This window comes from Paractinoplanes ovalisporus, assembly GCF_016834655.1.
GTDB lineage: Bacteria > Actinomycetota > Actinomycetes > Mycobacteriales > Micromonosporaceae > Actinoplanes > Actinoplanes ovalisporus.
On the sequence record NZ_JAENHP010000007.1, the window covers coordinates 258,609 to 284,548 of the forward strand.

28 protein-coding genes are annotated in these 25,940 nt (G+C 72.2%); 17 read left to right on the top strand and 11 right to left on the bottom strand.

Annotated features, from left to right (window positions below; genetic code table 11):
- Window positions 1-21: 21 nt before the first annotated feature.
- On the top strand, window positions 22-1,017 hold the full coding sequence (locus JIG36_RS23345) for an SDR family NAD(P)-dependent oxidoreductase (RefSeq protein WP_203378498.1): 996 nt from the start codon (window positions 22-24) through the stop codon (window positions 1,015-1,017).
- On the opposite strand, the gene JIG36_RS23350 is transcribed toward JIG36_RS23345, so the two are convergent.
- A complete protein-coding gene (locus JIG36_RS23350; protein ID WP_203378499.1) occupies window positions 1,002-1,721 on the bottom strand; it encodes a hypothetical protein in 720 nt (239 codons plus the stop codon). The genes JIG36_RS23345 and JIG36_RS23350 overlap by 16 nt on opposite strands.
- Before the next feature lie 55 nt (window positions 1,722-1,776).
- Between JIG36_RS23350 and JIG36_RS23355 the strand changes: the two genes are divergently transcribed.
- Complete coding sequence (locus JIG36_RS23355) at window positions 1,777-2,100, top strand: barstar family protein (protein ID WP_203378500.1); 324 nt, start codon at window positions 1,777-1,779, stop codon at window positions 2,098-2,100.
- A gap of 12 nt (window positions 2,101-2,112) precedes the next feature.
- Here JIG36_RS23355 and JIG36_RS23360 read toward each other — a convergent pair whose 3' ends face one another.
- Both JIG36_RS23360 and JIG36_RS23365 read right to left on the bottom strand, forming a co-directional pair.
- On the bottom strand, window positions 2,113-3,216 hold the full coding sequence (locus JIG36_RS23360; RefSeq protein WP_203378501.1) for a DNA alkylation repair protein: 1,104 nt from the start codon (window positions 3,214-3,216) through the stop codon (window positions 2,113-2,115).
- A gap of 15 nt (window positions 3,217-3,231) precedes the next feature.
- Window positions 3,232-3,963: a 3-keto-5-aminohexanoate cleavage protein gene (locus JIG36_RS23365; protein ID WP_236048099.1), complete on the bottom strand. Its 732-nt coding sequence runs from the start codon at window positions 3,961-3,963 to the stop codon at window positions 3,232-3,234.
- Here JIG36_RS23365 and JIG36_RS23370 point away from each other — a divergent pair, their 5' ends adjacent.
- Complete coding sequence (locus JIG36_RS23370) at window positions 3,964-4,464, top strand: GNAT family N-acetyltransferase (protein WP_203378502.1); 501 nt, start codon at window positions 3,964-3,966, stop codon at window positions 4,462-4,464.
- Here the strand turns inward: JIG36_RS23370 and JIG36_RS23375 are convergent.
- Entirely contained in the window at window positions 4,448-5,071 is a 624-nt protein-coding gene (locus tag JIG36_RS23375) for a maleylpyruvate isomerase N-terminal domain-containing protein (protein ID WP_203378503.1), read from the bottom strand. The two genes, JIG36_RS23370 and JIG36_RS23375, sit on opposite strands and share 17 nt — an antisense overlap.
- Window positions 5,068-5,970 (bottom strand): isocitrate lyase/phosphoenolpyruvate mutase family protein, encoded by a 903-nt coding sequence (locus tag JIG36_RS23380; RefSeq protein WP_203378504.1) that lies wholly within the window; start codon window positions 5,968-5,970, stop codon window positions 5,068-5,070. The genes JIG36_RS23375 and JIG36_RS23380 overlap by 4 nt, the downstream gene beginning before the upstream one ends.
- Window positions 5,971-6,037: 67 nt before the next feature.
- Between JIG36_RS23380 and JIG36_RS23385 the strand changes: the two genes are divergently transcribed.
- A complete protein-coding gene (locus JIG36_RS23385) occupies window positions 6,038-6,814 on the top strand; it encodes an IclR family transcriptional regulator (protein WP_203378505.1) in 777 nt (258 codons plus the stop codon).
- Window positions 6,815-6,851: 37 nt separating this feature from the next.
- On the opposite strand, the gene JIG36_RS23390 is transcribed toward JIG36_RS23385, so the two are convergent.
- The gene (locus tag JIG36_RS23390; protein ID WP_307872877.1) at window positions 6,852-7,292 is read right to left on the bottom strand and encodes a DoxX family protein; all 441 of its coding nucleotides are present in this window, start codon (window positions 7,290-7,292) and stop codon (window positions 6,852-6,854) included.
- Window positions 7,293-7,467: 175 nt separating this feature from the next.
- Between JIG36_RS23390 and JIG36_RS23395 the strand changes: the two genes are divergently transcribed.
- From JIG36_RS23395 to JIG36_RS23420, 6 genes are all read left to right on the top strand, one after another.
- A complete protein-coding gene (locus tag JIG36_RS23395) occupies window positions 7,468-9,153 on the top strand; it encodes a hypothetical protein (RefSeq protein ID WP_203378507.1) in 1,686 nt (561 codons plus the stop codon).
- On the top strand, window positions 9,150-9,869 hold the full coding sequence (locus tag JIG36_RS23400) for a nucleotidyltransferase domain-containing protein (RefSeq protein ID WP_203378508.1): 720 nt from the start codon (window positions 9,150-9,152) through the stop codon (window positions 9,867-9,869). Before JIG36_RS23395 ends, JIG36_RS23400 begins: the two co-directional genes overlap by 4 nt.
- Window positions 9,870-9,972: 103 nt before the next feature.
- Entirely contained in the window at window positions 9,973-10,326 is a 354-nt protein-coding gene (locus JIG36_RS23405; protein WP_203378509.1) for a hypothetical protein, read from the top strand.
- Window positions 10,327-10,405: 79 nt separating this feature from the next.
- On the top strand, window positions 10,406-11,092 hold the full coding sequence (locus tag JIG36_RS23410; RefSeq protein ID WP_203378510.1) for a hypothetical protein: 687 nt from the start codon (window positions 10,406-10,408) through the stop codon (window positions 11,090-11,092).
- Window positions 11,093-11,164: 72 nt separating this feature from the next.
- A complete protein-coding gene (locus tag JIG36_RS23415) occupies window positions 11,165-12,649 on the top strand; it encodes a GGDEF domain-containing protein (RefSeq protein WP_203378511.1) in 1,485 nt (494 codons plus the stop codon).
- Between the two features lie 135 nt (window positions 12,650-12,784).
- Window positions 12,785-13,585 (top strand): hypothetical protein, encoded by an 801-nt coding sequence (locus JIG36_RS23420; protein ID WP_203378512.1) that lies wholly within the window; start codon window positions 12,785-12,787, stop codon window positions 13,583-13,585.
- On the opposite strand, the gene JIG36_RS23425 is transcribed toward JIG36_RS23420, so the two are convergent.
- Window positions 13,582-15,015 (bottom strand): nitroreductase family protein, encoded by a 1,434-nt coding sequence (locus JIG36_RS23425; protein WP_307872878.1) that lies wholly within the window; start codon window positions 15,013-15,015, stop codon window positions 13,582-13,584. The genes JIG36_RS23420 and JIG36_RS23425 overlap by 4 nt on opposite strands.
- Before the next feature lie 46 nt (window positions 15,016-15,061).
- Between JIG36_RS23425 and JIG36_RS23430 the strand changes: the two genes are divergently transcribed.
- Entirely contained in the window at window positions 15,062-15,460 is a 399-nt protein-coding gene (locus JIG36_RS23430) for an HIT family protein (RefSeq protein ID WP_203378513.1), read from the top strand.
- Between the two features lie 7 nt (window positions 15,461-15,467).
- On the opposite strand, the gene JIG36_RS23435 is transcribed toward JIG36_RS23430, so the two are convergent.
- A complete protein-coding gene (locus JIG36_RS23435; protein ID WP_307872879.1) occupies window positions 15,468-16,226 on the bottom strand; it encodes a G5 domain-containing protein in 759 nt (252 codons plus the stop codon).
- Window positions 16,227-16,501: 275 nt separating this feature from the next.
- Here JIG36_RS23435 and JIG36_RS23440 point away from each other — a divergent pair, with 275 nt between their 5' ends.
- Together JIG36_RS23440 and JIG36_RS23445 are read left to right on the top strand one after the other, a co-directional pair.
- A complete protein-coding gene (locus JIG36_RS23440) occupies window positions 16,502-18,172 on the top strand; it encodes a serine/threonine-protein kinase (protein WP_203378514.1) in 1,671 nt (556 codons plus the stop codon).
- A 9-nt stretch (window positions 18,173-18,181) separates the two neighbouring features.
- Window positions 18,182-18,997 (top strand): hypothetical protein, encoded by an 816-nt coding sequence (locus tag JIG36_RS23445; protein WP_307872880.1) that lies wholly within the window; start codon window positions 18,182-18,184, stop codon window positions 18,995-18,997.
- Here the strand turns inward: JIG36_RS23445 and JIG36_RS23450 are convergent.
- Window positions 18,979-19,209 (bottom strand): hypothetical protein, encoded by a 231-nt coding sequence (locus tag JIG36_RS23450; RefSeq protein ID WP_203378515.1) that lies wholly within the window; start codon window positions 19,207-19,209, stop codon window positions 18,979-18,981. The genes JIG36_RS23445 and JIG36_RS23450 overlap by 19 nt on opposite strands.
- 38 nt (window positions 19,210-19,247) lie before the next feature.
- On the opposite strand from JIG36_RS23450, the gene JIG36_RS23455 reads away from it, so the two are divergent.
- Window positions 19,248-19,772 carry an NADAR family protein gene (locus JIG36_RS23455; RefSeq protein WP_203378516.1) on the top strand — a complete coding sequence of 175 codons (525 nt, stop codon included), beginning with the start codon at window positions 19,248-19,250 and terminating at the stop codon, window positions 19,770-19,772.
- 354 nt (window positions 19,773-20,126) lie between these two features.
- Here JIG36_RS23455 and JIG36_RS23460 read toward each other — a convergent pair whose 3' ends face one another.
- Entirely contained in the window at window positions 20,127-23,780 is a 3,654-nt protein-coding gene (locus tag JIG36_RS23460) for an AAA family ATPase (protein ID WP_307872881.1), read from the bottom strand.
- A gap of 78 nt (window positions 23,781-23,858) precedes the next feature.
- Here JIG36_RS23460 and JIG36_RS23470 point away from each other — a divergent pair, with 78 nt between their 5' ends.
- Together JIG36_RS23470 and JIG36_RS23475 are read left to right on the top strand one after the other, a co-directional pair.
- A complete protein-coding gene (locus JIG36_RS23470) occupies window positions 23,859-24,311 on the top strand; it encodes a DUF3592 domain-containing protein (protein WP_236048100.1) in 453 nt (150 codons plus the stop codon).
- Window positions 24,312-24,327: 16 nt separating this feature from the next.
- Window positions 24,328-24,822, top strand: a complete 495-nt coding sequence (locus JIG36_RS23475) for a DUF3253 domain-containing protein (protein ID WP_307872882.1) — start codon at window positions 24,328-24,330, stop codon at window positions 24,820-24,822.
- A gap of 16 nt (window positions 24,823-24,838) precedes the next feature.
- Here JIG36_RS23475 and JIG36_RS23480 read toward each other — a convergent pair whose 3' ends face one another.
- The gene (locus JIG36_RS23480; protein ID WP_236048101.1) at window positions 24,839-25,537 is read right to left on the bottom strand and encodes an AfsR/SARP family transcriptional regulator; all 699 of its coding nucleotides are present in this window, start codon (window positions 25,535-25,537) and stop codon (window positions 24,839-24,841) included.
- Window positions 25,538-25,614: 77 nt separating this feature from the next.
- On the opposite strand from JIG36_RS23480, the gene JIG36_RS23485 reads away from it, so the two are divergent.
- The gene (locus tag JIG36_RS23485) at window positions 25,615-25,929 is read left to right on the top strand and encodes a hypothetical protein (protein ID WP_203378519.1); all 315 of its coding nucleotides are present in this window, start codon (window positions 25,615-25,617) and stop codon (window positions 25,927-25,929) included.
- Window positions 25,930-25,940 lie beyond the last annotated feature (11 nt).

Consider the following 25,940-nt stretch of genomic DNA (forward strand, 5'->3'; position numbering starts at 1 on the left):
CCGCGACCAGGGAGCCTCAGCGTGATCAAGCATCAGCATCCCCTCGGCAGCGGCTTCACGGCTGCCTCCACCGCCGACGACGTTCTCGACGGCGTCGACCTGACCGGCGTCAACGCGGTCGTCACCGGTGGTCACTCCGGCATCGGCAAAGCCGTCACCCAGGCCCTGGCGCGCGCGGGCGCGGCCGTCACGGTCCCAGCCCGCAATCCGCGACGCGCCGCCGAAGCCCTGAGCGCGACGGCGAACGTGACTGTCGCCCCGATGGACCTGCTCGACCCGGGCGCGATCGACGCCTTCGCCTCGGAGTGGGTGGCATCCGAGCGTCCGCTGCACATCCTGATCAACAACGCCGCGGTGCCCACGCCCGGAACGGTTCAACGGGACAGCCGAGGCTTCGAGGTGCAGTTCGCCACCAGCCATCTGGGGCACTTCCAGCTCACGCTCGCCCTGCACGAGCCACTTCGCCGCGCCGGCCGGGCCCGGGTCGTCAACGTCTCGTCCGGCGCGCACCGTTTCGGGCGGATCCGCTGGGACGACCCCAACTTCGTTTCCTCGTACGACCCGGGAAGCTCGTACGCCCAGGCAAAGCTCGCCAACGTCCTGTTCGCGGTCGCGCTCGACGAACGGTGGGCGGCCGACGGCATCCGGGGTTTCGCCGTGCACCCCGGCGTGGTTCTGGGAACACAACTCAACAGCGGCGGCAGCCGGGCCGACTACCAGAGGATGGGTCTCGTCGACGCCGCCGGGCAGCCCGTCATCGATCCAGCGGCGGGCAAGAAGACCGCCGAACAGGGCGCCGCGACCGTCGTCTTCGGCGCCGCCAGCCCGCAGTTGCACGGCCTGGGCGGCCTCTATCTCAACAACAGCGACGTCGCCCCGATCGACGACCGCACCCTGCCCCCGACCGCCGACGCGATCCCCGCCGACGCGATCTCGCACGCACTGGACACCGAGACGGCGGCTCGCCTGTGGACCCTGAGCCAGACCCTGCTCCAGGACCGTCAGGCAATGCCGTAGCGGACGTGACTCGACATGTCCCCCAAAATATGGGCGGCGCCCAGGTCGAATGCGATGTCCTGATCGCCGCCGTGGTTGAGTCCACCCAGCCGGTTGACCTCGACATACCAGGGCGACAGGTCGGACCGCGGCCCGTCCGGGCTCATGGCGGTGCCACCCAGGTGCTCCATGGCGAACTTGTCGTAGAGGTTCGGCACTTCCACACACCCGTCGTCGGTCGGGGACAGGCCGGCGTTGGGATCGTCGCGCTCGCGCAGCCAGAGGGGCCCGGCCGAGGCGTACGAGGGAATCTTGCCCTCCGGATCATCTTCCCCCTCAACGGGTGCGGCGGTCGGAGCGGGCCGCGCGGTCGGCGGCCCGGTCAGCTCGGCCTCGGTCAGCCACAACAGCGCGAACACCTGGTCGACCCCGTCATCGGCGAGGTGGAGATGCGGGTGGACGGTGCCTTCCGGCCCGCTCGGGCCGCGCCAGTAGAAGGCGTCGCACCACTGGAACACCGACACCCCAACCAGCTCGTCGCCGCGCCGCCGATAGCCCTCGGGCAGCCACAGCGTGAACCGGTGGTGCATCGGCTGCCCGGTCCGCGGCGTCCGGGGCCACACTGCCGGATCGATGGCCGGCCCGTGCGCCCCGGCCCAGCCAGCAGCCAACGCCCCGCCGACGGCCTGCTCATTGACGCTGATGTCGTACGCCTTCACAGCCACGACACCCACACTAAAGTGCAGGCCGTACGCGCGCTGATGCCCGGGAGGGGGAGAAGTGGCTGAGGATCTGGTTGTCGATCTGCGGGGCCGGCCGATGGAGACACTGGACGACTTCTGGGATGCGGTCGCCGGTCCGTGCGGACTTCCGTCGTGGTTCGGGCGCAACATCGACGCGTGGTGCGACACCATTCAGACCCGGGGAATCTCGGACGTGATCGACAGCCACGGCGCCGTCGTTGTTCACGTCGACAAGCGCGGACTCTTCGCCAGGAACGATCGCGAGACCCGGAATCTGAAACGAAGCTTCGCGGGTCGTCAGTCGAAACTCGTCATCCATCCTTACGAGGCTGCTTTGAATGGCGAGCATCAACGGCCCTGACGGCGACGAGGATCAGGCGGGTCCGGCGGGGGCGATGAGGTCGAACGGCACGCGGTCGGTGGGGACTCCGTTGACCTGGAGGGCTATCGCGTGCGGGCCGGGGTGGTAGCGCCGTGTGGTGATGATGCGGAACGAGTGCTTGCGGCGTACCTCAAGAGTTTCTCCGGGGTTGACGGTGGCCGTTGTCAGTTTGAAGGTCTTGGCGGTCTGCGTGCCGTTGGCCCGCTGATGGTGGACCACGTAGTCGATCGCCAGGCGGGCCGGCTCGTCGCCGGCGTTGTGGACGGTCGCGTGGAACTCGATGGTGTCTCCCACGGCCACGATCGGCGTGTTCAGGGTGGGGCCCTCGATGCGCAGGCTGGTCGCGGCGGTGAAACCCAGCGCGGCCAGCGCTCCGGCGTCGCCTCGTTTGATCAGGGTGCGGAGGGCGTGCCGTACGGTCCGGGCGGTGTTCTGGTCGGGAGAGGCCAGCCAGCGGGTGACCGTGTCGACGACCAGGGCCGGATGGTCGCGGCTCAGGTCGTTGAGGTGGTTGGCGACCGAGCGGCGCACGTAGTCGCTGGGGTCGCGATAGAGGGCGTCGAGGATCGGCACGGTGACGCCGTGCCGGCTCAGGATCTCGGGCACCCGCACCGACCACGGCAGGTAGGGGCGGGCACCCTCCGAAGCCAGCCGCCGCACGTCGGTGTCGTCGGAGCGGGTCCACTCGAGCATCGTCGCGAGGGCGCGGTCGAGGTCGTGGCGCAGCATCGTGCGGATGGCGAACTCGGCCGTCAGCAGGCCGGTCAGTTCGGCCAGCAGCGCCATCGCGTCGTCGAAGTCGCTGGGGACGGGCGAGGCCACCGCACGGGCGGCCACCGCCGAGGTGACCGGCCAGACCATCCAGCCTTCGATCCGGGCGGAACGCGCGATCCGCGCCAGTGCGGAGTAGTCGCCGGGGATGTCGGTCAGCAGGGCGTCCCGCAGCAGGTCCGCGCGCTCCCGCAGGGCCAGGCCGTCGAACCCGCGCGCGGCCGCCTCCAGGGTCGGCAGGGGCAGGTCAGGAGCGGTTTCCCGTACGGCGTGAGTCAGGTTCTCGGCCGTCCGGGCGCTGAGCAGTTCGTCGGCGAAGGGCATGGCACCCATGATCCGTCATGGGCGCAGCGCGGCCGCCGCCCGTACGAGGGAAGCGTTGTCGGGGGCGGTTGTGCCGTCGGGCAGCAGGACGGAGTCTTCGAAACCGACCCGCGTGTCGTGGCCCCGGCGGAACGCGTCGCGTACCAGGGGCCACGTCCAGTCGTTCATGCCGTGGGTCAAGCGGGGGCAGGTTGAGCCGGCCTCGTCGAGCAAGTCGTTGACCTGCTGGGCCACCGTTTCGGGCGGGCCCTGGAGGAAGTAGGGCTCGCCGGGGTCGAGTTCGATGCTGACCCGGCTCACGAGCGGCAACAGGCCCGAACCGAGCAGCGCGGGCATCTCCTGCGGCGACCACAATCCCACGTCGATGCCGATGCCGGCCTCCAGCATGGCCGCCATGACGTCGGCGAAGCCCTCCTCCGAGAGGTTCACCGTGGCGACGTCGACGCCCTCCCACTCCCGGATCATCGCGATGCGGTCGGCGAGGCCGGGCACGATCCAGGCGCCCGTGGTGAGGCCGATTTCGATTTTCCCGTACGCGACCTCGCGCACCCGCCGGCACGTCTCGTTCACGACCGCGGGGTCCAGGGTCTCGGCGCCCGAGGAATCGCGGACGTGCAGATGCACGCCGTCCGCGCCGGCCGCGAAACACCGGGTCAGCTCGGCGGTCAGCTCGTCCAGGGTGACCGGCATGGCCGGATGGACGTCCTTGCCCCACGGACCGTTGGGGGTCACCTGCAGCATGGTCATATGCCCAACCTAAGCGCACGCCTGCGTCTCGAGCCCGTAGCCCCGCGCCACGCCGCCGACCTGCTGGCCCTCTACCGCGATCCGGCGGTCGCCGAGTGGTACGGCCGATGGACCCGCGCCGCGATCGAACGCGAGACCCGCCGGATGGCCCGGGGCTGGCAGATCGACGGCGTGCACAAATGGATGGCGTACGACCGGGTGACCGGCCTGTGCGTGGGCCGCGGCGGCCTGTCCCGGGCCGTGGTGGACGGCCGCGACCGCCTCGAACTGGGCTGGGTGCTGCACCGCCGCTACTGGGGTCGCGGCTTCGCCACCGAGATCGGCCGGGCGGGGCTGGAGTTCGCGTTCGGCCCGCTGGACGCCGACGAAGTCGTCTCGTTCACCGAGCGGCGCAACCGCCGGTCCCGGGCCGTGATGGAACGGCTCGGCTTCCACCACACGAAGAACCTGCTGATCGAGGGCGTGGGATGTGCCCTGTACGAGCTCAGAAGGCCGCGATAGGGCTATGCGCGCGTTCGCGACGCGACAGGGTACGCAGCACCGGAAGAAAGCCGTGCCGCGCCAGGGACAGCCGGGTGAGACAGACGGCGACCGCGTCGGCGGCTTCGGGCGGCACCGCGGGGGTCGGGACGGACAGGCTCACGGCCAGGTCGTCGAGGTGGACGGTCAGCTCGACCAGGCGGGTCAGCAGGCACTGGTCCAGCGGCAGCACGTGGGCGAAGACCCGCACCGGCCGGTCGGGGGCCAGGGTGGGCAGCCGGGTCGCGAGGCGGGCGCGGGCCGCGTCGAAGTCGGCGGCCAGCGCGGCCGGACCCGCCAGGGCTTCCTCCTCGCCGGTCTCGCGGATGCGGCTGGGCACCACGCCGTCCAGGTCGGGGGCGGGAGCCGCGCCGGCCAGGTAATAGGCGACGGTGTCAATCGGGTCGCCCTCGCCCGGGGGTGCCGCCAGCCAGCGCTCGACGTTGAACACGGCCCGGGCCAGATGGCCGGCCAGGCCGCTGATCCGGAACGACGTCAGGGCGCTCGGCTGCTCCCAGCGCGCGACCAGCTCAGGGGAGTGCAGCAACTCGGAGACGACCTCGGCGGTGTCCAGGAACGGGCGGATCATGTGTCGATGTTGTCAGTCACCGGGATGGTCCCGGAAGCGGAGGACGACGATGCTCCGGTTTCGGCGGCGAAACGACCGCGGCGTCCGGCGGAGTGAATGTCGCGAGGTCCGGCGGAGTAGCTGTCGCGGCGTCCGGCGGCTTCGCGCGCGGCGGCGGGTTCAGCCAGGGCTGTGAACGCCGCCCACGGCATGCGATCGACCGCCTCGGCCGTGCCCTCCTCCAGGATCGCCCGGTAGGCCTGCGAGGCCGCCCGCGCCGCGGCCAGCAGGGCGGCGAGCGGATGGAGAACGAGGCGCACCCCGAGCGCGGCCAGCTGGACGTCGGGCAGCAGCGGGGGAGCGGCGGCCGACTCGGAACGCGTCAGCACCAGCGGAACCCCGGGCAGCGTGGCCCGCAGCAGCGACAACTCGCCATGCGTGCCCACACCGGCGGGCAGCACGGCGTCGGCGCCCGCCTTCACGAACGCGCGGCAGTCCTCGACCACGGCGTCCAGCCCACCCACCGCGTACGCGTCGGTGCGGGCCACCACCGCGATGCCGGGCGCCTGCTCGTGCAGCTCGGCGTGCATCTCGTTGACGACCACGCCCGCGATGCCGGCCCGCTCGTAGGACAGCGCGGTCCACACGGCACCCTGCGCGGTCTCGAAACCCGTGCCCGCGTCGGCCAGCAACGGAAGGCCGCCGAGGACCGGGCCGAGGGTGGCGGCGCGGTCGGCGATCTGCGTGGCCGGGATCCAGCCGACGTCGGGCCGGCCCATCATCACCGAGGCCACGGCCGCTTTCGCGAGGTACACCGCGCGGTGGCCGGCCTGCACCGCGAGCGTCGTGCTCAACGGGTCGAAGACACCCGGAACGTGGGTCACGCGGCCGGCCGACAGCAGCTCTCGGAAAGCGTTCATGACCGAGTATTCAACGCGAGTCGGCCCGGGGACTGACAGCCCACCCAATACATTTACGATCATCTCTATGGAAGAGAGCCGGTCCCGGTCCGTTGCCGCCGTCGAGAGGGCCATGGACGTGCTGTTGCTCTTCGGGCGCAGCGACCGCCCCAATCTGGGCGTCACCGAGATCGCGGCCGCCCTCGGGCTGACCAAGGCCGCCGTGCATCGCATCCTGACCGCGCTGCGCAACCGTGAGCTCATCACGCTCGACCCGCAGAGCCGGCGGTACGCGCTGGGCCACGCCGCCGTCGCGCTCGGACGTGCCTATCTGACCCGGGCCGACGTACGGGAAATGGCCGCTGGAGAACTCAAGCACCTCTCCGGCCGCACCGGCGAGACGGCCACGCTCTCGCTGCGCCGGGGCGACACCCGCCTGTACGTGGATCAGGTCGTGCCCGACCAGGAGCTGCGCCTGGAGGTGACCGTCGGCGTCCCGTTCCCGCTGCACGCCGGCGCGTCGTCCAAGATGTTCCTGGCGTTCGACCTGGACGGCTATCTCGACCGTTGCCGCCTCGAGCCGCTGACCGACCGGACGATCGTCGACGCGTCCCTCCTGCTCAAGGAGCTCGACCTGATCCGTGAGCGCGGCTACGCCACCTCGTACGGGGAACGCCAGCCCGCGGCCGCCTCGATCGCGGCCCCCGTCTTCGACCACGACGGCCGGGTCGCCGCCGTGATCAGCGTGGCCGGCCCCGAACAGCGGTTCGACCCCGAGGCCGACCCGCGCACCGCCGAGGACCTGCTCGCCGCCGCCGCCCGCATCTCGGCCCAGCTCGGCTTCACCCCGCGACCCGGCAGCTGACGAGACGAGCTACGCGGGCCGGCAGCGGATGTCGTGGTCACTCACCTTTGTCCTCCCGGTGCGAAGACGGCGCGGCGTGGGTCCCTCCGGCGCGGAGGCGGCGCAGCGTGGGGACGGCGTTCGTCGCGGCGAGGGCCCAGAGCACGAGCAACGGCTGGAACAGCAACCGGATCGCGCGGGCGGCGTCGGTGTCGAGGCCGAAGGCGTCCCGATGCTCGGTGAACTGGGCGATGTTGCCGGGCAGGATCGCCACGAAGAAGGCCGCGGTGACGGCCCCCACGATGCCGCGCGCGGGCTGTCGCCAGGCCACGAGCAGCGCCACCGCCAGGCTCAGCTCGACCACACCGGATGCGACCACCACGAAGTTCTCGTCGATCGGCACCCACGACGGCACCTGCGCCTGGAACTCCGCGCGCGCGAAACTCAGGTGGGCCGTGCCGGTGAACAGAAGCAGCAGACCCAGCAGAACCTGACCCACCCCGCGCACCGGTCAGGGCCGCCTGCCGGTGAAGGCGTTGGCCGGCCGCCCGATGCGGGGCCGGTCGCCGATCGGCCGGGGTGCGTTCCGGTTACTCACCCGGCCACGATAGCCGGACCGGGGAGCGCGCCGGCCCTATGCTCGGCGGCGTGATCTTCGGAGTGGGGCAGCGCCGGTGAGACGTCCGGGCGCGCCGGTGCTGGATGAGCGGCGCATCGGCCGGTGGGGTGCGGCCGCCGTGCCGTGGTGGGTGCCGCGGGTGGTTCTTCTGCTCGGGTGGGTGGCTGCCGTCGGAGCTGCGGTGGCCGGCGACTCGCGGCCCTGCTCGACCGTGGATCCGTTGGTGTGCGGTCCCGACGTGACGTTCGCGGTGGCGCTCGTCGTTCTGTTGGCAACCCCGGTCCTGTTGTGGTGGCTGCCGTTGGCCGGCTGCGCGGCCGGGATCGCCTTTGCCGTCGCCGATCTGGTCTACGACGACGTGCCGGCCGCGAACGTGGCCTTCGCGATCCATGCCCTGCTCTGCCTGGCGGTCGCGGTGTGGCTGGTCGCGGCTCGGCGGCGTCAGGCCGGAATCGTCGCGGAGGTGGCCGGGACGGTACGGCTGGACTCGGCCCTCGCCGAGCGGCTGCGCGACAGCTTTCCCGGCTGGGGCGGCCGCACGCTGATCGCGGCGGTCCTCGTGCTCGCCGGGGCCGGTGGCCTTGCCTGGTACGGCCATCGCGCCGGTCAGGTGGTGGCACACGAGTCGGCGGCCGTACGGGTCGACGCCGTCGTCCGCAGTGCCGACAACGACGAGGGCGAGATCGTCGTCGAGGTTCCGCAGCCCGTACGGGTGGGGGTCCTGGACCCGTACGAGGCCGGGCAGGTCGTCCCCGTGCTGGTGGACGGCTCGTGGGTGCGCCCGGTGGCCGAACCCGAGGATGTGACGGGGTGGCTCAGCGCCGGGCTGGGCGCGCTCGCGTTGGCCGCGTTGCTGCTGGTTCGCGAGCAACGAATGCGCTCGGCCCGACGGCGCCTGTTGTCGGGCGAGCTGCCCGCGGTGGAACTGACCGCCGAGCCGGACGCCGAGAACCGGGCCGTGCTGGCCGGTGACATGGCGCTCGTGCCGGTGGTGGCGTCGCCGCTGACGTTGTCGCGCCCGCACCTGACCGGTGAGGACGTCGACTGGGCGGACGGCTGGGGCGGCCCGGCCGAGCCGCAGACCGTGACGGTGGCCGGCGACCTGCGCGACGGCGGCTGGGTCCTCCTGGTCACCGACGACGCCGTGCTCCTGCCCGAAGCGCCTCTGCGGACGCCCCGGAACCGCCCCGAGATGCCCGAGGACCCACCCGGCGAACCCCTGCCCGACACCGACCCGGGCGACCTGCCCGAGCTGCCCGTCGTCCTGCGGATGCCGCCGCGCGACCGGGTGTTCGGCGCGCTGCTCCTGCTCGGGTTCGCCGCCGCGCCCGCGCTGGTGCTGACCGGGCTGACCGACGGCTGGTGGGACTCCGGCATCGTGCTCTGGGTGGGCGGCCTGATGACGTACGGGGGATGGGATCGTCTGAACGCCCGGGTCAGGCTCACGCGTGGCGGGCTCGTCGTGCACGACCGCTGGCGCGTCCACCACGTGCCCTGGCATCGCCTGCGGGAGGTGCGACGCGACGACAAGGGGCTGTGGCTCGAATGGGAGCCCGATGTCACGTTCCGGATGAGCGGCGTGGACGAGCACTGGGGACCGGTGATGATGCGGCTGCGCGACCTCTCCCTGGCCGCCGGCGACCCGGGCGGGGATGTCACCGGCCGGCTGAGCGGCGGTCTCGTGGTCGGGCTCGCCTACCTCGCCGTCGTCGCGGTGGCGCTGTTCGGGATCGGCGGATGAAGGCCCTCACGGGGTTCGGGCACGAGTTGGAGGCACTGGGCTGGGTCAGCGACCTGCTTGTCGGCGGGTCCTTGGCCACCGGGGACTATCGGCCGGGTGTCAGCGACCTCGACCTGGTGGCCGTGACGGACGGTCCGGTCGGCACCGAGCGCCAGGCCGCGTTGGTGGCCCTGCACCGGCGCCTGGACGACACGACCGCGAAGGGGCTGAAACTGGGCTGCTCGTACGTCGACTCCGACCGGCGTACGGAGGCCGGCGCCGAACATCCGACGTGGACACACGGGCAGATGGTGCAGCGCATCGTTTCCGGGGTCACGCGGGCCGAACTGGTCCGCCACGGGCACGCCGTTTTCGGCCGGGCGCCCCGGGAGCTGTTCCCGCCCGTGACCGACGACGACATCCGCCGGGCCGCCCGCGCCGAACTCGTCGGACCGTGGGCCTGGGCCGCCCGGCGTCCGTGGGTGTGGCTCGACCCGGGCTTCGCCGATCTGGGGCTCACCTCGATGGCCCGGGGGCGGCACGGCCTGCGTACGGGGCAGCTTCTCACCAAGAGCGAGGCCGTCGAGCGGGCGGCCGCGCCGGTCTGGCTGGTCGAGCAGTTACGTCTGCGGCGCCGGGGCGAAGCCGTTTCCTCACCGCGCCTGCGAACGGCCTGGTTCGCGTGGCGGGATGCCTGGCGGACCACCCGCCGGGCACGCCATTACGGGCCGTTCTGAAATGTCGCCGACAATGTCCAAGATACGTCAGCAAAGCCGGTGGCCGGTGGGTGCGGCGGCGTAGTTAGCTGAGTCCTCGGCATGCTGACCTGAGGAGACGGAGATGTCGGACACGGACCAGCTCACCCAGACCATGGACATGAAATCGGCGGACTTTGTGGCGGAGGCGGTGGTGGGGCTGCCGGCCGAGAAGACCAAGGAAACCGCCGGGAAAATCCTCGAGGGGATGCCCGCCAAGGACGCCCAAGAGGTCGCCCGCAGCGTTCTGCCCGAGGCACCATCGGGAATCTGGTACATGCTTATCGGCGGCCTCTTCGCGGTCGCCATTCTCTTCGGTTTCCTCACCTATCTGCTCATCAACAACGGCAAGAGCGCCGAAGCCGTTCTCGGCCTGGCCACCGCCGCCCTCGGAGGCGTGGTCGGCCTGATCGCGCCCAGCCCCCTGGCCAGGTCCTGACTCCCCGCCCGTCCACGGGTCCGCAGCGGGGAACCGGCGCTGCTGGGGCGACGTCCAAGGCGGCATGCTCACACGCCGGATGATCATTGTTGGCCTGGCCGTGGCGGTTGTCGCCTCGGCGGTGACCGTCGCCTCCGTCGTGGCCGGGCGGCCGGAGCCCGCCTGCGCGTGCAGCATCGAGCCCAACCTCCGGGGTCCCGCGCGCGATGCGGCCGTACGGTTCGAGGCTGTGGTTCGGCAAGGTGATGTCGCCGGCGCCTGGCCGTTGCTGACCGACGCGGCGCGCACCCGATACGACGACATCGCCGGCTTTCGGCCGGTGTTCGACCGTCTGCACGAGGCCCTGAACGGGACCGGCGGCCCGGAGAAGGCGGCGGACGGCTGGCACGCGGTCGACGACCGGATGCTCAGCAACCGGCCCAGTGAGGTCGTGGTGGTGCGCCACGAGACCGGGCCCACGCGTATGGTCTGGTCGCTGCTGGTCCTCGCGCCCCTCGGCCACGTCGGCGACGAGCGCGTCGATCCCGAGCCGCCGGTGCTGCGCCTGACGGCCGTCCGTGACGGGGACCGGGTGCGGGTCGAGCGGCCCGGCGGCGACCTGAGCCGTGCCTCGTTCGTGGCGATCGACAGTGCGGGTCAGGAGTCACGACCCGGTCGCGAGGGCGGAAACACGCTGTTCTGGAGCCGGCCACCGGAGGGCCCGGTCGTCATCGTCGCGGTCGAGCGCGGCGCCGCCGGCCCGCGGATCGGCGCCGCCGTCGCGTAGCCGTTCCTCAACTCGGGGGCGCCGCGTCCGATCTTCTGCGGACCGGACCATCGGCGCACCCGTGAGGGGACCATGCAGACACCGCGGCGACGCACGTCAGCGGCACATCTGTGCCTGGCGTTGCTCTACGCCGCTGTGCTCGTCGCGGCCGGGGTCGGGCTGAGCGCCGGCGGGCAGGCGTACGACATGGTCGTCGAGATTTCCCGTACGAGCTTCGGCGTCGCCGGGCTCATCGCGGCCGTGCTCGCCGCCCGTGGCCCGGGATTGTTGCCGCGGGCGCGTCAGGCGTGGCGGGCGGTCGCCGTGAGCTTCGCCGTGCTGATGGTGACGCCGGTGCTGGCGTTGCTGACCGACGCCTCCGACACGCTCGACGACGTCAGCCACGTCGCCTTCGTGGGTGCGCTGCTGATCGCCCTGCAACTGTTCCCGCTGGCCGGCACCAGCCGTCGCGACCGCTGGAAGACCCGGCTGGACGCGGCCGTGGTGCTCGTCGGCGGCTTCATGCTGCTGTGGTTCTTCGCTTTCGGCCCGTACGTCGACCAGCACGGCTGGACCGGCACGGTCATCGTGACCGCGGCCGTGCTGCCGATCGTCGACCTGGCCCTGCTGTTCAGCGTCGCCCGGGCCCTGCTGCGCGGCGCCGAAGGCTCGGCCCAGCAGGCGTTGCGGCCCCTCGCGGCGGGCGCGATGGTCCTGTTCGCGGGCGACGCCGTGCACGGCTACCTCAACGGCCACGGGCTGGCGTCACTGCACTCGCCGTGGCAGTTCCTGGCCTGGCTCACGGCCGACGCGCTGCTGGTCGCGGCCGCCGTCGAGCAGTGGCGTCCCACCGTACGGCGTGCTCGTCGCCTCTCCCTCTCGGCTCGGAACCTGCCCTACGCCGCGGTTGCCGCCGCCCACGCCCTGATGCTGCTGGCCGCAGTCGAGGAGGGCAGCCTGTTCCCGTGGGGCGGCCTCGCGCTCGGCGGCGCCACCATCAGCGCGATCGTGCTGATGCGCCAGGCCCTCGTGCAACGCGAGAGCGACGAGCGCGCGGTCACCGACGGGCTCACCGGGCTGGCCAACCGGGCCCGCTTCCGCGAGACCTCCAACCGTTCGCTGGCCCGCGGCGAGCGTACCGGCCGTTCCAGCGCGGTGCTGGTCATCGACCTCAACGGCTTCAAGGAGGTCAACGACACCCTCGGGCACAAGTCGGGCGACCTCGTGCTGGTCGAGTTCGCCAAGGCGCTGCGCTCGGCCGTGCCGTCGTGGGGGCTGCCGTGCCGGCTGGGCGGCGACGAGTTCGCGGTCGTGCTGCCCGACCTCCAGTTCCCCGAGCAGGCGTACGACGTCGCCGGCGCGCTCGCCTCGGCCCTGGCCCCCGTGGTCGTCGACGGCCGGCTCATGCCGCTGGCCGCGAGCATCGGCATCGCCGTCTCGGGCCCCGGCGAACTCACCCACGACGTCATCGTGCACCGCGCCGACCTCGCCATGTATCGCGCCAAGCGGCTGGGCCCGCAGACCCGCTGGGCGGTATGGCAGGAATCCTTCGAACAGGACATCCGAGCGGCGGCCTGATACCGCCCGGCGGATACAACGCATCGCGCAACCTTGCCCGTCGGCTTTTCGAAGAACAAGCGCGCATCTGCGAAGTATTCGGCCGGCCAAAATTTGATCAATAGCCGCATTGACACGCGGTGCATCATGGCTTCCGTGACAGTTGATACGCATGATCACGTCCTTTCGGAACCGGAGCGTGGCCGCGCTTTCCCGGGCGACTTCGAAAAGTCGCCGGCCGGTTACTCCCAGGATTTCGAATGCGAGAAGAGCCTTCCCGGTATTGATCGTCCCGAGCTCGGCGGCGCACTTCAGGCCCTGAGCGGAGACATTCTGACCAAGCGCTCGCTGGAGGTCTCCGCCACCAGCTTCATTACGATCATGAGCATCATTCTCGGCGTGGCGCTGGCGCTTCTGGCCGAGAAGACCTTCCCGACGCCGTCCCTGCTGGTCGGCTCGCAGGCCGTGTGCATGCTGATGATCTTCATCTTCTCGTTCTACTATCACCTCTCCATCAGCATCACGCTCCGGTGGGCGCCGTCGATCGTCGACTGCGCCCTGCCGTTCGTCCTGTTCAGTCTTGAGATCCCGCCGTCCTACTTTCTCGGCGACGTCTCCCGGTGGAATTCCTGGATCGCGGTCCTGTTCTTCTCTACCGCGGCCGGCGCCGGGAGCACGATAATCTGGTCGCCGATCTCGCATTTCGGCGGTGATCGGTACGGCCAGAAGATGCTGCACCGCCTTTTTGTGGAACTGTCCGTGATCCTGGTTTTCGGAGCGTCCCTGCTGGTTGGCGTGGCGGTGGTCGCGCATTTAACCCGAGCCGGTGACCTGGGCTGGGGTCTGCTCAGTTGCGCCATCATCATCGCCATGCTCGTGACCATGGTGCTGCGCATGGAATTCCGGCTGGCTCGGTTCTACGCCTATTTCGGCGTGAACCGGCCGCCGTTCAACTAGTCGACGAAGCGGGGCATCACGCGGCGTACGGCGACGGGATCGCCCGGGCCGCCGCCCGCCTTCGACTGGTATTCGGGGACGCCGACACAGGTGAACAGCAGGGTGACCAGACTGCTGGGCTCGTGCAGCAGCGGCGGCACCTCGGTGTCGAGGAACGTCATGCCCGTCGCGCTCACCCCCACCGCGTACGCGGCCAGGTGCAGGCGACCCTCCACGATTCCGGCCGCCAGCTGCGCGGTGCGGTAGGCGCGGTCGTCCAGGCCTTCGCCGGGCACGGCCGCGATGACCACGTACGCCGCCTCGGCCGAAAGGGACTGGCCCAGCGAGACCCGTTCCAGTTCGGCCCGCAGGTCGCCGGTCTCGACCGGGTTCTCGAGGTCGGGCCAGCGGTAGATGCCGGGCTCGACCCCGTCCACGCCGTGCACCACCACCCAGTGCGGCACCTCGATGCCCCGCAGCGCGGCCTCCATCGGCCACGTCAGCGACTCACGCGGCACGGTCTTCGTCCGGTCCATGCGTCGCTGCGAACCCCGCCGCCGGATCACCGCGTCGAGGGTCTCGCCGTCCGTCGCGGGCTCGCCGATCTCGGCGCCGACCGGCCACGGGTTGCCCTCGGCGGTGCCGTCACCGGCCCGCTGCGCGCCGGTGACCAGGGGGAACTCGACCGGCGGCAGCTCGCCGGGAGTGGCCGGGCCGGTGGCGGCGACGGCCGGCTCGCCCGGGCCCAGCGTCAGCAGCGCGAGCGGGAACTCGTGGACGCCGTCGGCGCCGACCAGCCCGGTGATCTGCTCGTCGGGGAAGACGGTGCGCAGGCGCGGCCCGTACGCGGCGGCGGCCGCCTCGAGCTGGGCCAGCAGCGTGCCCGCGTCCCAGTAGAGGTGGCGGAACCCGCGTTCGGCGTAACGCCAGCCCGTGCGCCACGGCACGCCGGTGACGACCAGGGTGGTCGTGTCACCGACGGCCGGCGGGCCGACCTGGACCAGGGCGTGGGCGATCGGGTCGTACCAGTGCACGCCGTCCTCGACGCCGGCCACGTCACGCGTGACCGCGTACACCTCGAGCGGGAATCTCGCCCCGGCCGAACCGGCCGCCCGGAACAGCAGCCGGCGCCCGTTGCGGGTCATCGTGCGCACGACCCCGGCCCCGAGAAACAGGACGCGACCCAGATGCGCGGCGTCCAGCGGCTGCGGGGGAGAGGCCTTTCCCGACAGTACGGCGGTGGCGGGCACCCCCGAATCGGGCAGCTCCCGCGGCAGCGGCGTGACCGGCAGCCCGTCCGGATAGCCCTTGAGCGGCGGTGGGGCCGTTTCGAGGTCGTTCGGCTTCAGGTCGTGACGCACGCGCGGGTCGTCGACGGGCACGTCCCACTCGCGGTCGGTGGAATAGGAGGTGAGGCGGTGCAGCAGTCCGGCGCCGGTTTCGTAGTCCACAGCGATACTCTGCCATTCGGACACCCACGACACACGAGGACGAACCATGCCGACGCTCTTCACGAAGATCATCAACGGCGATCTGCCCGGCCGGATCGTCTGGTCCGACGAGCGGGTGGCCGCGTTCCTGACCATCGCGCCGCTCACCGCAGGGCACACGCTGGTCGTGCCCCGCGAGGAGATCGACGAGTGGACCGACCTGCCGGCCGACCTGCTCGGCCACGTGATGACGGTCAGCCACACCATCGGCGCCGCGCTCAAGAAGGCGTACAGCGCCCCTCGGGTCGGTCTGGTGGTGGCCGGTTTTGAGGTGCCGCACGCCCACGTGCACGTGTTCCCGGCCTGGGAGATGGCCGACTTCGACTTCGCCCGGGTCGACCCGGACGTGCCGGCCGAGCGCCTCGACGACGACCTGAAGAAGATTGAGGCCGCCCTCGGGCGCTGATCCGGCATTACGAGTCGCAGGCGATGCCGTCTCCGTCGCGGTCCAGGTCGTAGATGTCGTCGCCGATCACGGTGACCGGTCCGTCCACGTAGGCCGGGCCGTTCCCGCTGCCGCCCGCGCAGTCCACGTCGCTGGCGATCGGCACGCATCCGCTGTAGTTCGGGTCGCAGTTGCCCCCGCCGGCCTCCTTGGTGCCCACGGCGACGACCTTGGTGACGGGCTTGCGCGTGACCTCGGTCTTGACGATGCGCCGGGCCGTCGGCTTCCCGTCCGTGTACGTGGTTTCCCAGGTCACCGTCTTGACGCCGGCGACACCTTTGGTCCGTACGCGGGTCTTGCCCTTGGCCAGGCTGTCGTCCTCGACCTTGCGGGTCTGATACGGGATCCGCTCCTTGACGACCATCCGCTTCGTGGTGACGACCGCGGTCGTGGCCGGGGCTGTGGTCGCCTCCGGTTCCGGCTGTGTGGTCGCCACCGGCGCCCCGGTCGCCGCGCTGGTCACGACGGGAGCCTCGGGCGCCCCGGCCGCCGTGGTCGTCGCGATCGGCTGCACCTCCGCGAGCCGGTCCCCGCTGACGTTCTCGGTCTTCGGTTTGTCCCCGGCCAGCGCGCCGATCACGGTGACCCCGCCGCAGCAGGGCAGAATCAGCGCGACCGCAACGACTCCGGCCCGCTGCCAGGGCGAGAGGCGTTGCCAGAACCCCTTCTTGCGGGGCGGTTGACCGGGCCACATCGGTCCGGGCTGGTTCGGTGTCGGGTAGGTCACCGCGCCATTGTGTTCGTCCTCTGTGTCCACCGCGTCCGCGCTTCGACCGACCACCCCTCCGTCGAAAGAACCAAAGTGCGAACGCCTCTTTGCAACCGCGCTCGTCCGGCCGGGGGAGCCGTTCCGCGTCCCCGCTCCGGGGCCGATCACATTCAGGGTCGCCCATATGGGCAGCGAAAACGGCCGTTGCGGGGATTGCCCGGCGTCACCGGGTGACGAGAATGGTCGGCGCGGCGGGGGCAGGCATCCGCCCTCTGGATGGTGGGGTCTGGGGCATGAACGGCTGGCAGCTGTCCGGCTACACGCCTGTTCGTCCGCTCGGCGCCGGGGCGTCGGGCAGCGTCGTGCTCGCCACCCACATCGAGACGGGCACCCCGGTCGCGATCAAATATCTGACGCCGGGCCTCGGCGACGACGCTCAGTTCCGGGCCGCCTTCCGCCGCGAGGCGCAGCTGCTCGGCGAGATCGACGACCCCAACATCTCCCGGCTGTACGAATACGTCGAGTCCACCGGCGGCGCGGCGATCGTGATGGAGCTGGTCAACGGGGTGTCGCTGCGGCACATGCTGCGCGAGCACGGCCCGACCACCCCGGAATCGGCGCTCTGCGTGCTGAAGGGTTCGCTGGCCGGGCTCGCGGCGGCCCATGCCCACGGCGTGGTGCACCGCGACTACAAACCCGAGAACGTGCTGGTCACGGCCGAGGGGCGGAGCAAGCTGGCCGACTTCGGCATCGCCACTCCGGTGGGCGAGGGCGCCGACACGGTCGTCTCCGGCACACCCCGTTACATGGCGCCGGAGCAGTGGACGGGTGTTCCGGCGACGCCGGCCTGCGACATCTACGCCGCCACGGCCACCTTCTTCGAATGCCTCACGGGCAGTCCGCCGTACGACGGGCCGAGCCTTTTTGTCCTGTACGAGCAACACGCGAACGCGCCCATCCCGACCGATCCGGCCCCGGCGCCCGTGCACGATCTGCTGCGGCTCGGTCTGGCGAAACAGCCCGGCGACCGGCCCCAGCATGCCCTCGCCTTCCTCGACATCCTGGAGCGGGTGGCCGGAGCGGCGTACGGACCGGAGTGGGAGGACCGTGGTCTGGGGGAACTGGCGCGCCGGGCGGCCCTGCTGGCCGCGCTGTGGCCGTTTCCCGACGGCAATGCGGGAGCCACCAGTTTCGCGTCGACGACGGTCGGCAGCACGACTTCCGGCCGTACGGGGAAATTGCTCCGCAGCCGCAAAGGGGTCACGCTGGCCGGCAGCGCGCTCGTCGCGGCCGTGCTGATCGGTGGGATGGGCTACCGCCACGCCGCCGCCGGATCCCCGGCCGACGCGGACTGGGAAGCGGGACCGGTGGCGGCTCAACCGGCCGTCGCCGGAACGACACCACCCCCGGCCGGTCCCTCGACGGCGCCGTCAGCATCCGCCGGCGGCACGGCGACACCGACCACGACGACCACCCCGACGCTGCCGGCCACCACCGCGCCCACGCCCGCCACCGCCGCGCCCGGAACACCCAGCACCAGCACGAGCACCAGCGCAACTCCTTCGACGCCTTCGCCTCCTTTGCCGAGTCCGTCGACCAGCACCTCCCCGACGCCCCGGCCCGACACCACCGCTCCGACGGTCGGGGCGGTGCGGTCGAGCCGGGCGTCGCTGGAGGGGGAGAAGTGCCAGTACGGCGTCCGGACGAGCACCATCACGGCCGCCGTCAGCGACGAATCCAAGGTGGAGGTCAGCTTCCGCTACACCCTGGGCGGCACCACCTCGACGGTGGCGATGAGCTCGAACGGCAAGGGGCTGTACCAGGGGATGCTCGGGCCGCTGCCGATGCCGAGGGCGGTCACCCGCATGACGATCGCCGTGGTCGCGGTGGACGCGGCCGGCAACACGGGCCGGTCGGCCTCGCCGGCGTCGGTGACCCTCGAGAACACCTGCACCCCCGGTTAGGAGCGCGCCGTGTCCGCACCCGAGGAGCCCGTCGGCGGCCGGGATATGCCGCCGCCGGCCGACCCGTGGGCCACCATCAACCGTCCCGCCCCCACGGTGTTCCAGGGCGGGCCGGACGGCGCCTTTTTCGCCGACCCGGACCGGACTGCCGTCATGGGTTCTCCAGGTGCGGCTCCGGCCGTGGGCTCGCCGCCCGGTGCGGGCCGTGTCGCGGGCTCGTCGCCGGGCGCAGGCCCTGTCGCGGGTGATCCGGGTCGGACCGCTTTCATGGGCGATCCCGGGAAGACGGCTCGCCTTACTCCGGCGGGTCCGTCGTCGGCTCCCGCCGCCCAGGAGGTGCGCTTCGGGCCCGGTGTGCCGCCGACGCCCGTACCCGCTCCGGCCTGGCCGGCCGTGGTGGCGCCGGCCCGTCGCCGCCCGTTGTGGCGCCGCCTGGTCTCGGTGCTCTCCGCCCTGGTCACGCTCGCGCTGGTCGTGGTGGTCGGGCTCTATCTGTGGCAGCGGCTCAGCCCGATCGAGGTGGAGAGCGCCACGGTCGCCGTCGCCCGTCCGGCCGGAAGCCGCTGCGGCGTCACCACCGACGTGGTCGCCACCGTGCGCACCAACGGAAAGAGCGGCGTGATCCGCTACCAGTGGCTGCGCTCCGACGCCGGGCCGGGCGCCATGCTCAGCGAGCAGGTCGGCCGCGGGCAGCGCACCGCCACCCTGACCCTCAAGTGGACGTTCAGCGGCGTCGGCACCACCACCGAGACCGCCACCGTCAACATCCTCGAACCGTCGCCGCTCCAGGCCACGACGCAGGTCGCCTACAACTGCCGCGGCTGATTTTCCCGTACGGCATTCAGCAGCGCGGACGCCTGGACCCGCAGCCGCTCACGGTCGACCGGCTCCCACACCAGCTCGTCGCAGATGTGCACCGAACTGCCCGGCAGGGAGGGTAGATATCCGGCCGGCCAGAGATGCGGGTATTCCGGTTCGCCCGCCCGTTCGCGGCCGGCGTAGTCCTGCGGCCAGGACAGCTCGAAGACCGTACGCATCGGGGAATTGTGTCGTACCCGGGCCGTAGGGTTTCGCCGTGACCGAGGACCGCTTGTATTTCTTCTCCGGTTCGGCCGACCGCCCGCCCGGTCAGGGCGCCCACGAGCGGGTTGCCGACCCGGCGCGTTATGCGACGCTGGCCCGCGTCAAGCACTGGCGGCGCATGCTGTCGAACTTCTGGCCGGCCGAGTTCACGCTGGGCGAGCGCACCTTCCGCACGGTCGAACACGCCTTCCAGGCCGCGAAGATCGCCCTCGTCGACCCCGCCTCGGCCGAGCGGTTCGCGCTGCAGAGCGGCAATGAGCTGGCCCGGGGCGACGGCCTCGCGGCCCGCAAGCAACGCAAGCTGGTGCTGCTCGACGCCGCGCAGCTCCGGCAGTGGGACCAGCAGAAACACGCCGTGATGCGGGACGCGATGCGGGCGAAGTTCGGCGCGCATGAGCCTCTGCGCGCGGTGCTGCTGGCCACCGCGCCGGCGCACCTCTGGCACGGCACCGGCCGCGGCCAGCCACCGACCCGCATTCACGACTTGGAGGTGATACGAGACGCGTTCGGAGCCTGACTGACCCGCTCGCACGGCCCCGAGTACCCGGCGGCCCGATCGGGAGTGATCCGCGGGCACGTCTTGTCGCGCGCGAGCATCCGGTCGGCATGGCCTTGTTGCCGTGCGGGTTGGCGTGCCGAGCCGTGCCGAGGTGCGAGCCGTGTCTGGGTTGGCGTGGCCGAGCCGCTGAGCGGGCTGTGTCTGGTCTGGCGGGTCGTGCCGTCGAGGGGCGGTGTGTGGTTGGGGTGATTGTGTCGCTGGGCGGGCGGCGTGCGGGTTGGTGGGGCCGCGCTGCCATGGGGGCTGCGTCCGGGTTGGCCTGGCCGAAGGGGCTGTCGGGCGGGCGGTGTCGAGGCGGCACTGTCCGGCGGATCAGAGGGATTCGAGGAAGCGGGTGGCGCGGTCGGCGAACAGGTGGGCGCCGCGTGCGGTGGAGAGGCTGCGGGCGCGTTCGGCGGCCGCGCGGACCAGCGGTTTCGGCTCGCCGGCGGCGGCCAGGGTTCGGGCGCGTAGCAGCAGGAGCAGGCCCTCGGCGTACCGCTGGCCGTGGCTCTGCAGGAAGGCGTCGGCGCGGTCCAGGGTGGCCGCCGCCGATGCCGGGTCGCCGGCAGCCAGGAACATCTCGGCGATCAGACCGCAATAGAACGCCAGGCCCCAGCGTGGCGGGTCCAGCAGCGTCGTGGTCAGCAGCTCCTCGGCCTCGGCGGCCGCTCGGGCCGGGTCGTCGCCGGTCAGGGCGCGCGTCCAGCACCACGTCTGCCGCAGGTAGGGGTCGACGTGGACGAAGAAGCGTTCGGGGTCGGCCGCCTGCCAGCCCTCCACGGCTCGGCGTCCCAGCTGCGGGTCACCGGCCATCGACGCGACGATGCCGGTGTAGTAGGCCCAGACCGAGGTCATGTACGGGTCGTCACGCGCGCCGGCCTCGACCGCGTCGAGCTGGGCCCGGGCCGCGGCGACGTCGCCGTGCAAGGCGGTGACCATGGCGCGCAGGCAGGGCCACGGCAGCTGAACGTCATGGCGGTGCGCATCCTCACCGTCGCGGTGGTGCCCGTCCTCGCTGTCCTGGTGGCGCGCGTCTTCGTGGTCGCGGTGGTGTGCGTTCTCGCTGTCGTGGCCGTGTGCGTCTTCGCGGTCGTGGTGGTGTGTGTCTTCACCGTCGCTGTGGCGCGCTTCCTCGCGGCCGCGGTGGTGTGCGTCTTCGTCGTCGTGGCGGTGTGCGTTCTTTCCGTCGCGGGTGGTGTTGTCGAACAGGGCCCGGTTGTCGCGGCCCATGTGCCGGAACGACTCGGTAATGTCGCCCTGCTCCCACTGGTGCAGGCCCCAGGCCTGGTGCCCGTAGGCCCGTACGAGGGGATCTCGGGACGCCTGACCCTGGTCGCGTAGCCGGTGCACGAGCTGGTCGCGATGTTCCTGGGCGGCGTGGGCGGAGGCGATCCAGCGGATGTAGAGGAAGTCGGCGGCCTGCGCGTCACGGCCGAGCCGGCGGGCCAGATCCTCGGCCCGCTCCAGCACCGCGAACGCCGGGCCGCCGTAGCGGGCCATCCGCCGGATCACGATGGCCAGCAACGACAGCGCCGACAGCTCCAGCGCCTCCAGCCCGGCCGACCGTGCGAGCCGGACGGCCGACTGGAGCTGCCGGTCGGCCGCCTCGAACGCGGCCATGGTGGCCGCCCGGCGGGCCGCGTGCACCAGCGCCCGCGTGGTGCGGGCCGGATCGGCGAGCGGACCGGCCGCCCACAGATGGTGGGCCAGGCTTTCGACGTCACCCTCCACCATGTCCGCCCGGCTTCTCGGGTCGTCCTGCGGCGGGGGCGCCGGGTTCGCGGCGTCGTTCTCCAGCGCGGTCGCCGGGTTCGTGGGCTTGCTCTTCAGCGCGGTCGCCGGGTTTGCGGGCTTGCTCCTCAGCGCGGTCGCTGGGTTCGGGGACTCGCTCTCCAATGCGTCTGCCACGCTCAGGTGCAGGCGGGCGGCGACCGAGCGAGGTGTCGACTCGGCGACCGACTCGCGGACGAGGTCGTGGGTGAAGCGGATGGCGTAGGGGTCTCCGGGGCGGTTCCCGACGAGGCCCAGCGCCGTCAGGGGTTCGAGCAGGTCCAGGACGGCCTGAGCGTTGAGCCCGGCGGCTCGGGCCAGCAGCGCCAGGCTGACGTCGCGGCCGATGATTGCGGCGACCTGCAGCAGGTCGCGGGCCGGTGGGTCGAGGCCGGCGATCCGGTCGCGGACCACGTCGCGCACCGCCGACGGCACGCCCGGCTGCCGTGCCGCATCTTCGGTGAGCGTGCCGTCGCCGGTCAGCAGGCGGGACAGCTCCCGCACGAAGAACGGGTTGCCGGCGGTGCGGGTGTGGATGCGGCGGGCGGCGCCGGCCCCGGGCGCCGCGCCGGTCTCGCGCTGCACGAGGGCGGCTACCTCGTCGAGGCTGAGCGGGCCGAGCTGGACACGGCGGTGACCGGGCACGCGGCCCGCGACGGCCAGCATCCGTGACAGCTCCGAGCCGGGTGCGGGGGCCCGGTCGCGCAGCGCGCCGACCACCGCCGTGCCGCCGGGCAGGCGGACCGCCAGGTGGGCGACCAGATGCAGCGACGCCTCGTCGGCCCACTGCAGGTCGTCGAGGAGGAGGACCACCGGGCGCCGCCCGGACAGGTGAGCGAGCAGACCGGCCACCCGCTCGAACATCCGGAACTGCACACCCCGGTCGGGCAGCGCGGCCTGCGCGGGCGGCTCGAACAGGCGGCTCAGCTCCCCGGCCCGCCAACCGGCGCGCGACTCGGCGGGGACGGCCTCCAGCAGCGCGCCGACCGCCTCGACCCACGGCCACATCGACGGGGCGCCGTCGCCCTCGAGGCAGCGGCCCCACACCACCAGGGCACCGCGTCGTCCGGCCTCGGCGGCGACCTCCTCCAGCAGCCGGGTCTTGCCGACGCCGGGCTCACCCTCGACCAGGGCCAGGCCGGTGCCGCCACTGAGCGCCGATCCCACCGTCCGCCGCAGCGCACCGAGTTCACCGACCCGTCCGACGATTCCCGGCACCGGCGGACGGCCGGCCGGCGCGACGATTCCGGGCACCGGCAGACGGTCGGCCGGCACGGGGACTCCCGGCATCCACAGGCGCTCAGGCGGCGCGGGGATTCCCGGTACGGGCCCGTGGTCGGATGGCGCGGGGATTCCCGGAAGCGGCGGGCGGTCGGACGGCGCGGGCGTTCCCGGAAGCGGCGGGCGGTCGGACGGCGCGGGCGTTCCCGGAAGCGGCGGGCGGTCGGACGGCGCGCGGGTTCCCGGGACCGGTGGGCGGGCGGCCGATGCGGGCGAGCCGGCGGGACCGAGCACCCGCCGGTGCGCGGCCTCCAGAGCCGCGCCCGGATCGACACCGAGTTCGTCGGCCAGCCGGGCACGGACCGTACGGAAAACTGAAAGCGCCTCCGCCTGATGACCGGCCGCACCGAGCAACGCGACCAGGCCGGCCTGAACCGGCTCGTGCAGGGGCGCCAGCCGGGCCGCCTGGCGCAGGTGGACCAGCACCGGCTCGGGACGGGCCAGCGTCAGGGCGAGCGGCGCCGCGGCCACGCACGCGTCGAGGTATTCGTCGAGCAGGGCGGTGAACAGCGGCGTGGCGGCGGTTCCGGGCGTGAACTCGGTGCCGGGCACGCCCTGCCAGAGAGCCAGCGCCTCGATCGGCCGGCCGGCCCGGGCCAGCTCGCGGAACGCGATCAGGTCGAGCGTTCCGGCGTCGGCCTGGAACACGTAGCCGCTGCCGCGCCGCAACAGATATGAGCCGGGCGCCCGGGCGGGCAGGCCGGGTTCCAGCAGCCGGCGCAGCGCTCCCACGTACTTCTGGATCACGTTGAGCGCGCTCGGCGGGGCGTCCTCGCCCCAGATCAGGTCGATCAGCTCGCCCGCCCCGACCGGACGGCCGGGCTGGGCCAGCAAGAGCGCGAGCAGGTAGGACTGCTGCCGCGGGCCCGGGTCCAGTTCCACGCCGTCGCGCCAGAGCCGCAGCGGCCCGAGAATCTGGATGGTCAGAGGCACGCCGCAGCCTAGCGCCTGTTCCGTGGCTGTGGCGGGGCCGGCTGTAGCCGGTGGACGGTCTCCTCTACCGTGCTGCTCATGGGGGACGAATCGATGGGCTTCGAGTACTTCGTGATCGCGTTCGTGGTGGGTGTTCCGGCGGTGTTCGGGCTGGCGGCGATCGTGCTCGGCATCCGGCGGTGGCAGCGGGTTCAGCGGCTGCACCGGGACGGGCATCGGATCACCGCGGTCGTCGACGGGAACCAGCGGGAGGCGCGGAGCGAGCGGAGCGACGTGTTCCTGCCGGTGGTGCGGTTCCACACCCGCGAGGGCCGTGACGTCCGTACGGCGCTCGACAGCTCGCCCAGCCATCGCGAGCACCTCACCGACGTCCCGATCGAGATCGTCTACGACCCGGCCGACCCGCAGCGCGCCGTGCCCGCCGACAGCCGCGGCGGCGGCCTGTTCGGAGCGGTCGCCGTCGGGCTGTTCTTTCTCGCCTCATCGGCCGGGATCTGGTTCCTCGTGACAACCACGGGTTTCCTGGACTGACCTGGATAATCGTCGTGTGAGTGAGGGCGAGCGGACGGCCGACGGGCGCTACCTGATCGTGAACGGGCGGCGCTGGCGGGCCACCGATCCGGCCATCCCCGACAAGCTGCGTCAGGAACTGGTGAACGAGCTGATGGCCGCCCGCCGGCTCGTCCGCAGTGATCCGGAAACGGCCCGTCCTCGCGTGCAGGACGCCAAAGTAGCCCTGGGTGAGCGAGGCGACCCGTGGTGGGAGCCGACGCCCGACGGCCAACGGGTGCGCCTGGCCGCGGCGATCCGGGCGCTGCTGCGGCACCGCCGCCCCGAGTCCACCATCTGCCCGAGCGACGTGGCCCGGGTGGCCGGCGGCGAGTCGTGGCGCGACCTCATGGACACGGCCCGTGAGGTGGCCGCCGAGCTGGCGCAGGAGGGGACGATCGTCGTCCGTCAGCACGGCGCCGACGTCGACATCAGCACCGCGACCGGTCCCGTCCGCCTCGCCCGCGGCCCTGGCTGGCCGTCGCCGGACTGACCCCGGTCGGGCGCGGTCAGGTCAGGGCGAGGCGGCGCAGCTCGGGGGAGGGGGCCAGCCCGAGGTCGTCGTGCAGGAGGCGGCGGCAACTCTCGTACTGGCGGGCGGCCGCGCCCCGGTTGCCGGCGGCCCGGTGGGCCCGGATCAGCGCGAGGTGGGCGCTCTCGCGCAACGGCTCGGCGGCCACGGCGGTGAGGGCGGCCGCGACCGCCTCACCCGGCCGGCCGGCGGCGATCAGGTGGTCGCCGAGCGCCTCCAACGCGTGCAGGCGCAGCTGGCGGAGCTGTTCGCGGGGGACCAGGAGCCAGTCCTCGTCGTCCCACTCCGGCAGCAGGTCGTCGGCCAGCTCGTCGCGGACCCCGGCCTCGAGCAGCGCCGTGTCGAACCGGCGCGCGTCGAGCAGGCGGGCCGCGAGTTCACGGACCCGGCTCAGGTCGGTGTGCACGTGGGCGGCCAGCCGCAGGTGGCGGCCGTCGGTGTCGATCAGGCCGGGTTGGATGCGATGGGTGCGGCACAGCGCCGACCGCAGATTGGGCCCGCCGCGGGCCGGGGTGGCGTCCGGCCAGAGCGCCAGGGCGACGTGCGAGCGTTCGGCCGGGCGGGTCTGCACGGCCAGCAGGGCCAGCAGGCGCTCCGCGGTCGGGAAAACGGGAACGACCTGGCCTTCGACGGTCAGCGTGAAGCCGCCGAGAAGCATGAGTTCCACCCCACCCATCCGCCCAGCCTCACACCGGCGCCCAGCCGTGTCACGGGCGGTGTCGACATGACGACTGGCATGCGCAGAATGACGAGATGGAAGTGCTTGTTCTCGTACGGGATCCCGACCGTTACGCCGAGGCGATCGACGCGTGGCGGCAATCGGCCACGGTGACCCAGGAGCTGCGGCCGTGGCTGGCACTGGTGTCGCCTGCGGGCCCGCAGGTGCCCGAGATACCGGGTACGCGCTGGTTCGCCGGTGACGTGCCGGAAGACGTACTGGGGGAGTTGCCGCCGGCGGCCCGGTTGTTCGTGGCCGCTTGGCGTCAGCGACAGGAACCGAAGGACCGGCCCGGCGACGGATTGCCCTGGGACACGCCCGGTCACCTGCCTCCGGACAGAGGCGATTGACGATATGTCCA